This is a genomic window from Stenotrophomonas sp. Y-13, assembly GCF_046267925.1.
Classification (GTDB): domain Bacteria; phylum Pseudomonadota; class Gammaproteobacteria; order Xanthomonadales; family Xanthomonadaceae; genus Stenotrophomonas; species Stenotrophomonas acidaminiphila_A.
The window spans coordinates 3,622,514-3,635,438 of sequence record NZ_CP176501.1 but is presented as its reverse complement, the minus strand read 5'-3'; the positions used below and the strand labels follow the sequence as shown (position 1 = coordinate 3,635,438).

Genomic DNA, 12,925 nt, shown 5'->3' with positions numbered 1-12,925 from the left:
GAAGCGCAAGGTAGGAGTAGCCAAGGATGATCGAATCACTGCGTACCGTTGCCGATTTCGAGGCTCTGGCTGAAACAGCGGATCTGGAATGCAAGCTGGCGGAAGGCAGGGACGGCAAAGGTGCCATCCCCAAGGATTTCTGGCCCAGCTATTCCGCGATGGCTAATGCCGATGGCGGCTGGATACTGCTTGGCGTGCGTGAGCAGCAGGGGCGCTTCACTCCGGCAGGCGTGGCCAATGCGGAGGTTCTGCGGCGCGACCTCTTCAACGCCTTGAACAACCGCGAGAAAGTCAGCATCAACTTGCTCACCGAGGCCGATGTCCGTATTTGCAAGGTGGATGACAAGCAAGTCTTGGCAGTCCACATCCCCCGAGCCAGCCGCCGGCAGCGACCGGTTTTCATCAACGGCCAGCCGTTGGGCAACACCTGGCGCCGTCTGCATGACGGTGATCGACGATGCGATGATGAAACCGTCAAGCGCATGCTCGCCGAGCAGGTGGAGGATGAACGCGATGCCCGTATCCTGCCGCATTTCAGTTTGGCTGATCTGGATATAGATAGCGTTCGTGTCTATCGCCAGATGCTGCGGGATGAAAAGCCCGCGCACCCGTGGCTGGAGCTGGCCGATGCGGACTTTCTCCGCCAGTTGGGTGCATGGCGACGCGACCGCGAAACGAACGTGGAGGGGCTGACCCTTGCTGGCTTGTTGATGTTCGGCAACTGGCCATCGATACAGGAGGCCTTGCCGCATTACTTCGTTGATTATCAGGAGCAGCCTGAGGCGCGGGCCGAGCGGCGCTGGGTGGATCGTCTGGTGCCGGACGGTACCTGGTCAGGCAACCTCTTCGAGTTCTATAGGCGTGTCTATCGCAAGTTGGTGACCGACCTGAAAGTGCCGTTCGCACTGCAGGATGGGCAACGCAAGGAAGACACTCCCATACATGAGGCGCTCCGCGAAGCACTGGTCAACACCTTGGTACATGCCGATTACAGCGGCCGTGTATCCGTCCTGGTGGTCAAGCGGCCGGACATGTTCGGCTTTCGTAATCCCGGTGGGTTGCGCTTGCCTCTGGAGCAGGTACTGACGGGAGGTGAGAGCGATTGCCGCAATCGTCTCATGCACCAGATGTTCCTGATGATAGGTTTGGGCGAGCGCGCTGGTTCAGGCATGCCCAAGATCGTTAGTGGCTGGAAAAGCCAGCATTGGCGGCAACCCTTGCTGCGCGAAAAGAGCGAGCCGGAGCAGACCCTGCTCGAACTGCACATGCTTGACCTGCTGCCGGCCCCGGTGCTAGCCGAGCTCAATGAACGATTTGCCGAGCGCTTCGGTGAGCTGGGCGAACTGGAACGGGTAGTGCTAGCCACGGCGGTCATTGAACGGGTGGTCAACCATGCGCGCCTGGCGGAAATCTGCCAGCACCACCCGCGCGACCTGAGCGCTGTGCTGGCAAGGTTGGAGCGCGAGGGCTTTCTTGCTTCCCAAGGACAATCCAAGGGCAAGGTCTACTACCTGACGGGCCAGGCCCCGTTGTCGCCCGAGCAGGTGTTCATTGACATGGACAGCTCGGTACACAGTGCCACCAGCTTGGTACATAACGGCCCCAGCTTGGTACATAGCGCCTCCAGCTTGGTACATAGCCCCCCGGGGGACGGAGTGGAGGGCGCCTCCCTCGAATCAAGCCCTCCAGGTCGCGACCCCAATGGCCGCCTGTGCGTTCCCGAGCTCGATGCCCCGTTGATCGACCGTCTGGACCTGTTGGTCGAGGCTGAACGTACCGCTTTGCACGAGCTGGCCCGCCTGCCACGGGTCAAGCGCCGCCTGGCACCGGATGAAATGGCCGAAGCGATCCTCGCCCTGTGTCGGGACTGCTATCTCACCGTCGGCGTGCTGGGGGAAATCACCGACCGCAACCCGAAGGCACTGCGCATGCGTCACCTGGACCAGTTGGTGAAGGATGGCCGACTGCAACGTGCCTTCCCGGCCAATCCCACGCATGAAAAGCAGGCCTATCGAGCTACCGGAAAGCGCGCCTGAGCCATGCCGGTAGAGAACTGTCATCCGCCTGGGTAATGGGCACGAGCGCAGTATTTTTTAGTTCATCAACATCTGTTGCCGGCGGGGCCAGCTGCTCGCTTGGCACGCGAATCAGTGTACCTCCGTCGCCCACGGCGCGCGTTCCAGCCCGGCGGCGAGGTAGTCGATCAGCCGCTGTACGCGCGCCGGGCGGCGCAGGCCGGGTGGGGTGACGATGTGCAGCGCGATCGGCTCCACCTGCCAGTCGTCCATCGCCGTTTCCAGGCGGCCGGCGCGCAGGTCGTCCCAGACCATGAACTCCGGTTGCAGGGCCAGTCCCAGCCCGCCGCGCAGCGCCGCGGCGAACACTTCGGCGTTGTTGGCCTGCAACTGGCGCGGCACGGTCTGCGCATATTCGCCGTGGCGCGGGTGGCGGAAGCGCCAGGTGTTGCCACCGCGGGTGTAGCTGTACTGGAAGCCGCGGTGGCCGGCGAGGTCGCGCGGGTGCTGCGGCCTGCCATGCTCGGCGAAATAGGCCGGCGCGCCGACCAGCAGGATCCGCACCTGGCACAGGCGCCGCGCGCGCAGGCTGGAGTCGGCCAGGGTGGAAATGCGCAGCGCCAGGTCGAAGCGCTCGGCCACCAGGTCCACCTGCGCGTCGCTGAGCTGGATATCCAGCTCCACGTCCGGGTGCGCACGCATGAACGCCGGCAGCAGCGGCGCCAGCTGCGCCACGCCGAAGGACATCGGCGCGGCCACCCGCACCAGCCCGCGCAGCGTGGCCGAACGGTCGGCGACCTCGGCCTCCACCGCCTCGCCCTCGTCGAGGATGCGCGCGGCGCGCTCCAGTGCCGCGGCGCCGGCGTCGGTCAGCGACATGCGCCGCGAGGTGCGGTGGAACAGGGTGGTGCCGATGCGCGCTTCGAGCCGGGTGATGGCCTTGGACACGGTGGTCTGCGACAGCCCCAGCGCTTCGGCCGCACGGGCGAAGGAGCCGGCTTCGGCGACCCTGGCGAAGATGGCCCAGGCTTCCAGGTCGGGCAGTTGGCTCATGGCGGACGCTGTGGGAGGAGGAGATTGGATCATGTCACAAACGGAAATGATGTATTTTCATTCCTTCCATTCCGGATGCAAACGCGCGTGCCTAGACTGGCCCCCATCGCAACCACCCCGCAGGACACGACCATGATCGAGCGTCGCCCGTTTGCCACCCTTGGCGGAGCCAACCACGGTTGGCTGGATGCCAGGCACCACTTTTCCTTTGCCGGCTACCACGACCCGGCGCGCGTCCACTGGGGCGCCCTGCGGGTGTGGAACGACGACACCATCCAGCCCGGCACCGGCTTCCCGCCGCATCCGCACGCGGACATGGAGATCGTCACCTATGTGCGCGAGGGCGCCATCAGCCACCAGGACGACCAGGGCAACAAGGGCCGTACCGAGGCCGGCGACGTGCAGGTGATGAGTGCCGGCACCGGCATCCGCCATGCCGAATACAACCTGGAGCCGGGGGTGACCCGCATCTTCCAGATCTGGATCATCCCGGATGCGCGCGGCGGCGCCCCGGCGTGGGGTACCAAGCCCTTCCCCAAGGGCGGGCGCTCCGGTCGCTTCATCGCCCTGGCCAGTGGCATGCAGGGTGACGAGGAGGCCCTGCCGATCCGCGCCGATGCCCGCGTACTGGGCGCGTCGCTGAAGGCCGGCGAGAGCACCACGTACCACTTCCGCGACGCCACCCGCCACGGCTACCTGGTGCCCAACACCGGCAAGGTGGAAGTGAACGGCGTGCCGCTCGAAGCCCGCGACGGTGCCGCCATTGCCGGTGAGGGCAGCATCACCGTGCGCGCGCTGGAAGACGCCGAACTGGTGCTGGTGGATACCGCCGCCTGAGCGGCGGGACCGCCTGGTGATCGACGCAAGGGCGCGGGCGACCGCGCCCTTGCGTCGTCCGCGAAGGCAAGCCGGATGCGGGAGCGACGCAGACACCCGTGCCTTCCGCTAGAACCCGGGCGCCACTGCCGCTGCGGATTCGCCGCGACATTCCCGGCGCCGCGCGGGTTCTCCCCGGCATGGCGTACGAACGCGGGTGGGTCAGCGCATCGCTTCGCGACGGCGGGTCGGAGGCGACCGGCCTGCGCATGCGCGGACAGCGCCGGGCCGGGGAGCCGCAGGAAGCAGGCACCTTGTCCGCCAATCCGTGCAGGGCGCCACAGGCAGCGGTTGCGCTTGCCGCCATACTGCGGACTGGCCGGCCACGGTACCGCGACGACATGCGTGACTTCCTCTACTACTCTTCCCTGCTCCTGCTGGGATGGGCCTGGTACCGGTTCGGGCAGAAGCAGCTCCAGAAAGCGCCCTTCGACGAGAACGGCGCACCGACCCAGGGGCTGGTGGGGCCGGTGGGCTTCCTGATGACCGCCGGCGTGGCGGGCTATGCGCTGTTCGCCGTCATGCGCGCGCTGGCGCGGGGCCAGATACCTTGCCTCGGCAAGGGCTGCGCCGGGCAGGTGTATACGCTGGTCGCGCATGCGGGCGCGTACTGGGCCAACGTTCTGTTTCTGGTGTGGCTGGTGCTGGCGCTGGGTTATGGGCTGTACGTGACGCTGAAGATCTGGTTCCGCTGATGGTCTACCGTGGGCTTTGCGGGTAGCGCCGGCACCGGCAATGGCGGCATGCGCGGTCCCCGCCTAGACTGCTTTCCTTGCCAACCCGGGAATCCCGTCATGCAGGCCAAGGGCGAGTTCGACATCACGCGCGTCCCGCAGGAATCGCTGGACATCGGCGGCGGCGCGGTCGTCGGCCATGTGCGTTTCGACAAGCGCTTCCATGGCCCGTTGGACGCCAGCAGCGTGGTGCACATGCTGGCGATGATGTCGCCGGTATCCGGCTCCGGCGCCTACGTCGCTCTGGAACGCATCGAAGGCACCCTCGACGGCCGCCGCGGCAGCTTCCATGCCCAGCACAACGGTGTCATGGACCGCGGCGCGCCGCGGCTCGACCTCACCGTGGTGCCCGACAGCGGCACCGGCGAGCTGGCCGGCCTGCACGGCCGCATCGCCATCGACATCGTCGACGGCAGGCACCACTACACCTTCGATTACGGCTTCCGCGATACCTGAGGCGAAAGCCAAGCCGCCCGCGTCCGCCCAGGAGCGCGTTTGCAGGAGCGTGCTGCGGTGCGCGATGAAGTTCTTCCTGTCAGGCCCCGTCGCGCATTGAAGTGCGCTCCTGCGGGTGCGTGGGTCATTGCGGCTTTTTGCGCCGCTGGCTGCGCGTGGGCCTGCGGGCGGCCGCGGCGCCATCGGCGTCGCCGCCGCTGGCCGTGCTGCCGCCGAGCTGCTCCAGCCACGACAACGCGTCGGTGTAGGCGACGAAATGCTGCAGGTAATCGGGGCAGACCTCGCGCATCAGCGCCATGGCGCGGTAGGTGAGCACGCTGGAATGCAGCGGGCCGGCGTCCTCGGGCAGGTCGTCGAGGCAGTGTCGCAGCAGGCCGTCGATGCGGATGCGGGTCCACAGCTGCTGGAACTCGTCCAGTACCGGCATCGGCGCGGCCAGATCGACGACCGGCACGGTGTCGCCGGCGTCGCCCGCTGCACCGGGTGCAGCCGGGGCGGCGGACTGCGCCGGTGCCGCCGCCGGCCGCGCCTGGCCGAACCGGTCCAGCAGCTGTCGCAGCGGGCTGGCACCGGCGGCGTGCGTCGATTGCGGCAGCCCGGTGGGCGGTGGCAGTGCGGCATAGGCATCGGCCAGCTCCTGCAGGCGGGCGTCCAGGCGCTGCCGCAGCGCGCCGTCGTGGCGCGCCGCGTGCCGTGCCAGCGCGCGCATCAGCGCGAAGCGCAGCGGATCGATGCGGTCGGCGCCCTGCTGCTGCCAGGCCTCCAGCCGCGCGTGGACATCGCCGGCCTCAGCGGCCATCGGCCTTGCCATCGGGCGCGTGGCGCGGGATCGGCGCGATCTCCACGCGCCGGTTCTTCGCGCGGCCGGCCTCGTCGTCGTTGGAGCTGACCGGCTGCTCGGCGCCGAACGCGGCGGCGAACACCGACGACGACGGCACGCCGTCGGTGATCAGGGTGCGGGTGACGGTGAGCGCGCGCGCCGCCGACAGTTCCAGGTTGTCGGCGAAGCGGGCGTTGGCCGCGCGCACCGGCTGGTTGTCGGTGAAGCCGCTAACCATCAGGATCTCGTCGCGCGCGGACAGGTAGTCGCGCAGCGGCCCGGCGATGCTCTGCAGCAGCTCGCGGCCCTCGGGCTGCAGCTGGTCGGAGTTGAGCGCGAACAGCACGCTGCCGCTGATGCCGATGCGGCCGTCGATCACGGTCACCCGGCCGGCCGCCAGCGGCGCGGCCAGTGCCTGCTCCAGGGTCTTCAGCCGCGCGGCCTCGGCCTGGCGCTGCTTCACTTCCTCGTCCAGGCGGTTGTGCAGCAGCAGCTGGATGCCGATGACGCTGGCCAGGATCAGCACGAACGCGCCCAGCAGCACCGACATCAGGTCGCCGAACGCGGCCCAGGTGGTGGCGCTGGATTCGGCGTCGAACTCGATCTCGTCGCTCATGCGCCGGCGGCCCCGTCGCCGGTCCTGGCCAGTTGCTGCAGCTGGCCGATGATCTGCTTCTGCGACAGCATGCTCAGCTCGATCACTTCGCGTGCCTGCGCCACGTAGTAGGCGAGCTGCTCGTCGCTGCGCGCCAGCGATTTCTCCAGCGCCGATTCGATGGCCTGCAGGCGTTCATTGAGGCTGCCGGTGGCGTCGCCGAACGCCTGCACCGCGCCGCCGAACGCTTCGCCCAGGCTCGCCACTTCCAGCGCGCTGCCGGTGACGTGCGCGGCGGCGGCGTCGAGCCGCCCGGCCTCGCCTTCGACCTGCGCGCTGAAGCGGCTGCCCACGCGCTCCAGCAGCTCGGCCGAGGTCGAGACCAGCGCGTCGATGGCGCCGCGTTGTTCGTGCGATGCATGGTTGACCGCGTCGAGCAGGGTCTGCAGGGTCTCCAGCAGGCGCCCGCGCTCTTCCAGCATGGCGGTGTCGCGGACCATGCTGTCGGACAGCTTCTGGCGCAGCTCGGCGACCACTTCGGCGGCGGCGCGCGGCGCCTCGGACGCGGTGGCGACCAGCCGCCCGATCTCGGCCAGGGTATCGCGCGCCTGTGCCTGCGCCTGTGCGTGGATCGCCTGGGTGGTCTGTACCAGGGTGTCGCAGACCTGCTGCTGCTGCGCGGCGACCTGGGCGCTGCTGTGTTCCCAGCGCTGGCCGAATTCGCCGGTCAGCGTAGCGAAGGCATCGCGCCATTGCGCCAGGCGCTCGGCGTCGCGCGCCTGCAGGGCGTCCTGCAGTTCGCCATGCGAACGCTGCAGGGCGTCGATCATGGCGTCGCTGCGCCGGGCGAAGTCGGCGGCGGCGTCGGTCAGCGCCTGCGCGTTGCCGGCGATGCCCTCCAGCGCGCCGCCGGCCGCGGCCTGCAGCTGGGCCGAGACCTCGCCTGCGGTGCGCGCCAGCGCGTCGCACACCTGCTGCTGCTGCTGCGCGACCTGCGCGCCGTTGCGCTGCCAGTTCTCCTCCAGCGTGGCGAGCATCGCCGCCAGCGACTGCGACCAGTGCGCCAGCCGCTGTTCGTCGCGCGCGGCCAGTGCCGCCTGCAGTTCGCCGTGCGCCTGTCCCAGCGTGTCGACCAGCGCGCGTGCATGCCGGTCGAGGTGTTCGGCGGCGGCCACCAGCGCCTGCTCGTTGCGCTCGGCCAGCGCCGCATGGGCGTCGTGCTGGCGCGCCAGTGCGCTGTTCCAGGCGTCGGCGGTCCGGCTACTGCTGTCTTCCAGTCGCGTTGCCACCCCGTCGACCAGCGCGGCCGAGCGCTGCTCGAAGGTGGCGGCGAACTGCTGCAGCGCCTGCTGCAGGCCATCGGCCAGTGCCGCGTTGCCGCGCTGCTGCTCGGCGACGGCGGCGCTCCAGCTCTCGCGCGCGGCGCTGGCCGCGCCCTGCACGGCACTGTCCAGGCCGTCGAGCTGGCGGTGCACGGCCTGTTCGATGGCTGCCTGCAGGCGGTCGGACTTCTGCGCCAGCGCGGTCATGGTGGTGTCCACCACCGGCTGCAGCGCGGCACCGACGGCGTTGGCCTGCTGGGCGATGCCGTCGCGCAGCGCCTGCTGCAGCGAACCGGCCAGCTGCGTCCACGCCGCCTCGCTGTGCTGGTGGAATGCCTGCTGGCTGGCCTGCAGGCGTTGCCCGGCGTCGTGCTGCTGCCGCTCCAGGGTGTCGGCCAGGGCCTGCAGGCGCTCGACCAGCGCTGGCATCAGCGCGTTCTGTTCCTGCAGCAGGCGGAAGGTCTCGCGGCGCTGCACCGTGTGCGACAGGTGCCCCAGGTGCGTGGCGATGCCCGCGTCGAGCTGCTGTACCGCCTGCGCGCGTTCGCGCCGCAGCAGCGCCGACAGCAGGCCCAGCGCGGCCGAGCTGGCGACGCCGGCGATGGAAGTGCCGAACGCGAAACCCAGGCCCTTGACCGGCGCGGCCAGCGAACTGCGGATGGCGTCCAGGTCGGTGGCGCTCTCCAGTGCCAGCCCGGTGCCGCGCAGGGTCGCCATCATGCCCAGCAGGGTGCCGAGCATGCCCAGCAACACCAGAAGGCCGACGAGGTAGGGGGTCAACGCCGGTGCCGGCAGGCCGACGCGGTCGCCCTGGATGCGCAGCCGCACGCCGTGGCGCAGGCCCGGCTGCAGCCGCGACAGCCAGCCATCGAGGTCGCCGGCGGCCTCGCCCAGCGATGGCAGCGCCTGCACCAGGGTGGCGGTGGCCTGCCGGTAGCGCAGCAGTTCGAAGCCGCCGGCCAGGTAGCACGCGGCGATCAGCGCGGCCACCGCGGCGGCCAGCGGATGGCTGCCGAGGTAGCCGATGCCGATCCAGCACACGGCCAGCAGGCCGGCCAGGAACACGACGGGAACGATGGGGTTTCTGGACATGGAGAGGCGGTTACCGGGTGCGCAACGCGGCGAGCAGGCCGTCGATGGGGTGGAAGCGGACGTCCAGTTCGGCCAGCAGCGCGGTGCGCATGTCCTGGCGGAACCGTGCCAGCCAGGGGCCGGCGGCGGGAGCAGCGGGAGTGTCGTCCGCCGCGTCGGCGGCGGCGGTATCGGGGGTGTCCGGGGCGCCGGCATCGCGCAGCCGCTGGAAGTGCAGGCCGAGCAGGCCGGGGACGATCGCCAGCAGCGCCTGTTCGCGCGGGCTGAGCGTGGCTTCCATCACCGCGTCGACCTCGGCCAGGCGTGCCTTGGCCGGCGACTGCAGTGCCAGCATGTCGCGCAGGCGGCCGCGCAGCAGGCCGGTGGCCGCCTGCATCGCGCGCTGCGCGGCCAGGCAGTGCTGCCGGTAGGGCAGGTAGCCGGGGTCGATGTTGGCGGCGCTGGCGTCCTTGCGGCGCGGCGCGGACAGGTCGACGTCGGCGTCGATGGTGTCCAGCAGCGAACGGCGCAGGCGCGCGCATTCGGCTTCCTGGGCGGTGTCGAAGGCGGGACCGTCGGCGGGGGCCGGCAGCCGGTTGTCCAGCGCGCGCGACAGGGTGATGGCGCGGTTCCAGTCGAACCACTGCGCCAGCCGCTCGGTCAGCACCGGCGGCGTGCGCGGGAGGTCGGCGTCGCCGAAGCGGGCCAGCAGGCGAATGAACGCCGGGCCCAGCACGGGCGCCCGTGTGGAAGCTTTCGCCATGGTCCTGACCGAAAAATCGGGCATTTTACATGGCCCGCCAGGGGGTGCCCCGGCAGCCCGCATTCATGCCTGGCCGGCGGGCCCGGGCGGCGTCACCGCGCGTGCCGCCTGAGCAGTTCCAGCAGCACCCCGGCCTCGTCCGCGCGCCGCGCCGGATCGGCCTCGGCCACGACATGGTCGCTGAGATGGCCGGCCATCACCTCCAGCATCAGCCCGTGCATGGCGCCCTTGGCGGCGGCAATCTGCACCAGGACCGCGTCGCAGTCGTCGCCGGCTTCCAGCGCCTGCTGCAGCGCGGCCACCTGGCCGGCGATGCGGCGCACCCGGGTGAGCAGCTTCTTCCTGTCGCGCTGGATATGGGCCATGGCCGGATCGTATACCCTATGGGGGTATCTGAGAAGGTGTCACGCCATGAATCCCGAAACCCTTGCCCGCTCCCGCCAGCACAGCCACGCGTTCAGCCATGGCAACCCGATGGCCGAAAAGAACACCCGCCGCGCGATGGCGCTGACCCTGGTGATGATGGTGGTGGAGATCGCCGGCGGCTGGTGGTTCAACTCCATGGCGGTGCTGGCCGATGGCTGGCACATGAGCTCGCATGCGCTGGCATTGGGCCTGGCCGCGTTCGCCTACGCCTGCGCGCGGCGCTACCGCGACGACCCGCGCTTCGCCTTCGGCACCTGGAAGATCGAGATCCTGGCCGGTTACACCAGCGCGATCCTGCTGCTGGGCGTGGCTGGGCTGATGGCCTTCGAGTCGATCGCGCGGGTGTTCAAGCCCAGCCCGATCCACTACCAGCAGGCCATCGCCATCGCCGTGGTGGGGTTGGGGGTGAACCTGTTGTGCGCGTGGTGGCTGCGCGACCAGCACGACCATCACCACGACCATGGGCATCACCACCCACATCACCACCATGGCCACGAACCCCACGGCCACCATGAGCACGACCTCAACCAGCGTTCGGCCTACCTGCACGTGCTGGCCGATGCCGCCACCTCGGTGCTGGCGATCATCGCGCTGCTCGGCGGGCTGTACTTCAATGCGTCGTGGCTGGACCCGCTGATGGGTATCGTCGGCGCGGTGCTGGTATCGGTGTGGGCCTGGGGCCTGATCCGGCAGACCGGCCGGGTGCTGCTCGACGCGGAGATGGACGCGCCGGTGGTGGCCGAGATCCGCGAGGCGGTGGAACAGGGGCCGGTGCCGGCCCATATCAGCGACCTGCATGTCTGGCAGGTCGGCCGCGGCCGCTTCGCCTGCGCGATGGAAGTGGCGACCGTGCCGGGTGTCGACGCCGAGCTGTTCCACCGCGCGCTGTCGGTGCACGAGGAGATCGTGCACGTCACCGTGGAAGTGCGCAGCGCCGCGCCCTGAGCACGGCGGCGCTCAGATGACCCGCAGCGTGATCGCCTTGAGCACCGCGCGGGTACGGTCGCGGGTGTCGAGCTTGTCCAGGATGGCCGAGACGTAGTTCTTCACCGTGCCCTCGGCCAGGAACAGGCTGGCGGCGATCTCGCGGTTGCTGTAGCCGCCGGCCATCAGCCGCAGCACCGCCACTTCCTTCTGGCTGAACAGCTCGCGCGGCGCATCGTCGGCGTGGTAGCGATAGCGCTGGCGTACCGGGTCGGTGCTGACCGGCTGCAGCAGGGTCTGCCCGGCGACGATGCGCACGATGGCGTCGCGCAGGTCTTCCGGCGCGGCGTCCTTGAGCAGGAAACCCTGCGCGCCGGCCGCGGTGGCACGCAGCAGCAGGTCGCTCTCGTCGAAGGTGGTCAGGAACAGGCAGGGCGTGAGGTCGCCGCGCGCGCGCAGCGCCTGTAACGCCTGGATGCCATCCAGGCCCGGCATGCGGATGTCGGAGACGATCAGCTGCACCGGCTGCTGCGCCAGGCGTGCCAGCAGCGCCTCGCCGCTGTCGGCTTCGAAGGTGATGTCGATGCCCTGTTGCTGCAGCAACGCGCGCAGGCCGGCACGGATCAGGGCCTGGTCGTCGACCAGGGCGATGCGCGGGGCGCTGCTCATGCCGTGAACTCCGCCTGGATGTGCAGCGCGCCGTCCGGCTTGCGCCGCAGCTGCAGCCTGCCGCCGTGCTCGGCGACGCGTTCGCGCATGCCGGTCAGGCCGTTGCCCTCGCGCAGTTCGCCGCGCAGGCGGCCGTCGTCGTGCATGTCCAGCAGCAGGCGCCCGTCGTGCTGCCGCAGGGCGACGTGCAGCACCTGCGCGTCGCCGTGGCGCGCGCTGTTGGTCAGCGCTTCCTGCACACAGCGCAGCAGCGCCTCGGCCAGCGCGGTGTCGCGCACCCGCACGTTGTCGTCCAGCTGCAGGTGCAGGCGTGGCCGCGGCAGCGGCGCGGCCAGCGCGTGCAGGGCGGTGGCGATGTCCAGCCCGCCGCCGTCGCGCAGTGACTGCACCACGGCGCGGATGTCGCCCAGCAGTTCGGCGGAAAGCCGTTCGCACGACGCCAGCCCAGCCGGTGCGCCCGGCTGCGTGGCCAGCGCGCGCAGCTGCAGGCGCAGCGCGGTGAGCGTGTGCCCGGCGACATCGTGCAGGTCGCGCGACAGCCGCAGGCGCTCGGCGTCGCGCGAGCTTTCGGCCAGCAGCGCACGGGTGGCGAGCAGGTCGGCGTTGACCAGCGCCAGGCGGTCGCGGGCCAGCTCGGCGCTGCGCGCGTAGTGCGTGGTCAGCATGGCGAAGGCTTGGAAGCCGGCGAAGATCATCACCACCACCCCGGCATGCGCGTTGACTCCGTGCAGCACGGCGTACATGCCCAGGTCCAGCGCGGCGACCGCCAGCAGGGCGATGCGCAGCGGCCAGGTGGCGGCGACCTGCGCCGCCAGCATCACCAGCAGCGCCGGCGCCACCCCGCTGTAATGCGCCAGCCGTACCAGCGCCAGCGCCGCAATGGCTTCCACCAGCAGCAGCGCGGCGCGTTGCCAGGACGCCCGCGGCAGCGCCGTGGCCACCAGGAAGGCGGCCAGGAACAGCAGGGCACTGCCCCAGCGCCAGGGCAGCAGCGCGGTGTCGCCATAGGACAGGGTGAAGGCAACCGCACACCAGGTGAGCAGTCCGGCCAGATTGAGGGGGTGGAGAAGTCCGCGCCAGCGCGACTGCGAGCCGAGTTCCATGCATGCATGCTGGTGGGCGCGCCGGCCGGCGGCAAGGGGGACGCTGCAGAAAGTGACTTCCGGCAGGGTCCGGAGGTGACCACGGCGACTGCCGTGGC

Annotated in this window: 13 protein-coding genes; 5 read left to right on the top strand and 8 right to left on the bottom strand. The window is 69.9% G+C overall.

Features of this window, described 5'->3' with window-relative positions; genetic code table 11:
- The first annotated feature begins 26 nt into the window (after nt 1-26).
- Nucleotides 27-2,036 carry an RNA-binding domain-containing protein gene (locus tag ACJ7VY_RS16385; protein ID WP_409476074.1) on the top strand — a complete coding sequence of 670 codons (2,010 nt, stop codon included), beginning with the start codon at nt 27-29 and terminating at the stop codon, nt 2,034-2,036.
- Between the two features lie 111 nt (nt 2,037-2,147).
- Here ACJ7VY_RS16385 and ACJ7VY_RS16380 read toward each other — a convergent pair whose 3' ends face one another.
- A complete protein-coding gene (locus tag ACJ7VY_RS16380; protein ID WP_409476073.1) occupies nt 2,148-3,068 on the bottom strand; it encodes a LysR substrate-binding domain-containing protein in 921 nt (306 codons plus the stop codon).
- Nucleotides 3,069-3,200: 132 nt separating this feature from the next.
- Here ACJ7VY_RS16380 and ACJ7VY_RS16375 point away from each other — a divergent pair, with 132 nt between their 5' ends.
- The 3 genes from ACJ7VY_RS16375 (at nt 3,201) to ACJ7VY_RS16365 (ending at nt 5,134) form a co-directional block, all read left to right on the top strand.
- Nucleotides 3,201-3,905, top strand: a complete 705-nt coding sequence (locus ACJ7VY_RS16375) for a pirin family protein (protein ID WP_104940030.1) — start codon at nt 3,201-3,203, stop codon at nt 3,903-3,905.
- Between the two features lie 179 nt (nt 3,906-4,084).
- A complete protein-coding gene (locus ACJ7VY_RS16370; protein ID WP_409476072.1) occupies nt 4,085-4,639 on the top strand; it encodes a hypothetical protein in 555 nt (184 codons plus the stop codon).
- A 99-nt stretch (nt 4,640-4,738) separates the two neighbouring features.
- Nucleotides 4,739-5,134, top strand: coding sequence for a DUF3224 domain-containing protein (locus ACJ7VY_RS16365; RefSeq protein ID WP_054668490.1), 396 nt, complete (start codon nt 4,739-4,741; stop codon nt 5,132-5,134).
- A 124-nt stretch (nt 5,135-5,258) separates the two neighbouring features.
- Here ACJ7VY_RS16365 and ACJ7VY_RS16360 read toward each other — a convergent pair whose 3' ends face one another.
- The 5 genes from ACJ7VY_RS16360 to ACJ7VY_RS16340 form a co-directional block, all read right to left on the bottom strand.
- Nucleotides 5,259-5,933, bottom strand: a complete 675-nt coding sequence (locus ACJ7VY_RS16360; RefSeq protein WP_409476071.1) for a DUF2894 domain-containing protein — start codon at nt 5,931-5,933, stop codon at nt 5,259-5,261.
- Entirely contained in the window at nt 5,923-6,570 is a 648-nt protein-coding gene (locus ACJ7VY_RS16355; RefSeq protein WP_104940027.1) for an OmpA family protein, read from the bottom strand. The genes ACJ7VY_RS16360 and ACJ7VY_RS16355 overlap by 11 nt, the downstream gene beginning before the upstream one ends.
- Complete coding sequence (locus ACJ7VY_RS16350; RefSeq protein ID WP_409476070.1) at nt 6,567-8,963, bottom strand: DUF802 domain-containing protein; 2,397 nt, start codon at nt 8,961-8,963, stop codon at nt 6,567-6,569. The genes ACJ7VY_RS16355 and ACJ7VY_RS16350 overlap by 4 nt, the downstream gene beginning before the upstream one ends.
- 10 nt (nt 8,964-8,973) lie before the next feature.
- A complete protein-coding gene (locus tag ACJ7VY_RS16345; RefSeq protein ID WP_240213047.1) occupies nt 8,974-9,705 on the bottom strand; it encodes a DUF3348 domain-containing protein in 732 nt (243 codons plus the stop codon).
- 92 nt (nt 9,706-9,797) lie between these two features.
- On the bottom strand, nt 9,798-10,070 hold the full coding sequence (locus ACJ7VY_RS16340; RefSeq protein ID WP_104940024.1) for a metal/formaldehyde-sensitive transcriptional repressor: 273 nt from the start codon (nt 10,068-10,070) through the stop codon (nt 9,798-9,800).
- A gap of 46 nt (nt 10,071-10,116) precedes the next feature.
- On the opposite strand from ACJ7VY_RS16340, the gene dmeF reads away from it, so the two are divergent.
- Nucleotides 10,117-11,076: a CDF family Co(II)/Ni(II) efflux transporter DmeF gene (gene dmeF, locus ACJ7VY_RS16335; protein ID WP_409476069.1), complete on the top strand. Its 960-nt coding sequence runs from the start codon at nt 10,117-10,119 to the stop codon at nt 11,074-11,076.
- A 12-nt stretch (nt 11,077-11,088) separates the two neighbouring features.
- Here the strand turns inward: dmeF and ACJ7VY_RS16330 are convergent, their stop codons facing one another.
- Nucleotides 11,089-11,724, bottom strand: coding sequence for a response regulator (locus ACJ7VY_RS16330; protein ID WP_409476068.1), 636 nt, complete (start codon nt 11,722-11,724; stop codon nt 11,089-11,091).
- Nucleotides 11,721-12,827, bottom strand: coding sequence for a sensor histidine kinase (locus tag ACJ7VY_RS16325; protein WP_409476067.1), 1,107 nt, complete (start codon nt 12,825-12,827; stop codon nt 11,721-11,723). The genes ACJ7VY_RS16330 and ACJ7VY_RS16325 overlap by 4 nt, the downstream gene beginning before the upstream one ends.
- Nucleotides 12,828-12,925: the final 98 nt, after the last annotated feature.

Coding starts and splice junctions, on each gene's coding strand:
- ACJ7VY_RS16330 (WP_409476068.1), bottom strand. CDS start 11,724: ATGAGCAGCGCCCCGCGCATCGCCCTGGTCGACGACCAGGCCCTGATC.
- ACJ7VY_RS16340 (WP_104940024.1), bottom strand. CDS start 10,070: ATGGCCCATATCCAGCGCGACAGGAAGAAGCTGCTCACCCGGGTGCGC.
- ACJ7VY_RS16345 (WP_240213047.1), bottom strand. CDS start 9,705: ATGGCGAAAGCTTCCACACGGGCGCCCGTGCTGGGCCCGGCGTTCATT.
- ACJ7VY_RS16380 (WP_409476073.1), bottom strand. CDS start 3,068: ATGAGCCAACTGCCCGACCTGGAAGCCTGGGCCATCTTCGCCAGGGTC.
- ACJ7VY_RS16360 (WP_409476071.1), bottom strand. CDS start 5,933: ATGGCCGCTGAGGCCGGCGATGTCCACGCGCGGCTGGAGGCCTGGCAG.
- dmeF (WP_409476069.1), top strand. CDS start 10,117: ATGAATCCCGAAACCCTTGCCCGCTCCCGCCAGCACAGCCACGCGTTC.
- ACJ7VY_RS16365 (WP_054668490.1), top strand. CDS start 4,739: ATGCAGGCCAAGGGCGAGTTCGACATCACGCGCGTCCCGCAGGAATCG.
- ACJ7VY_RS16385 (WP_409476074.1), top strand. CDS start 27: ATGATCGAATCACTGCGTACCGTTGCCGATTTCGAGGCTCTGGCTGAA.
- ACJ7VY_RS16355 (WP_104940027.1), bottom strand. CDS start 6,570: ATGAGCGACGAGATCGAGTTCGACGCCGAATCCAGCGCCACCACCTGG.
- ACJ7VY_RS16375 (WP_104940030.1), top strand. CDS start 3,201: ATGATCGAGCGTCGCCCGTTTGCCACCCTTGGCGGAGCCAACCACGGT.
- ACJ7VY_RS16370 (WP_409476072.1), top strand. CDS start 4,085: ATGGCGTACGAACGCGGGTGGGTCAGCGCATCGCTTCGCGACGGCGGG.
- ACJ7VY_RS16325 (WP_409476067.1), bottom strand. CDS start 12,827: ATGGAACTCGGCTCGCAGTCGCGCTGGCGCGGACTTCTCCACCCCCTC.
- ACJ7VY_RS16350 (WP_409476070.1), bottom strand. CDS start 8,963: ATGTCCAGAAACCCCATCGTTCCCGTCGTGTTCCTGGCCGGCCTGCTG.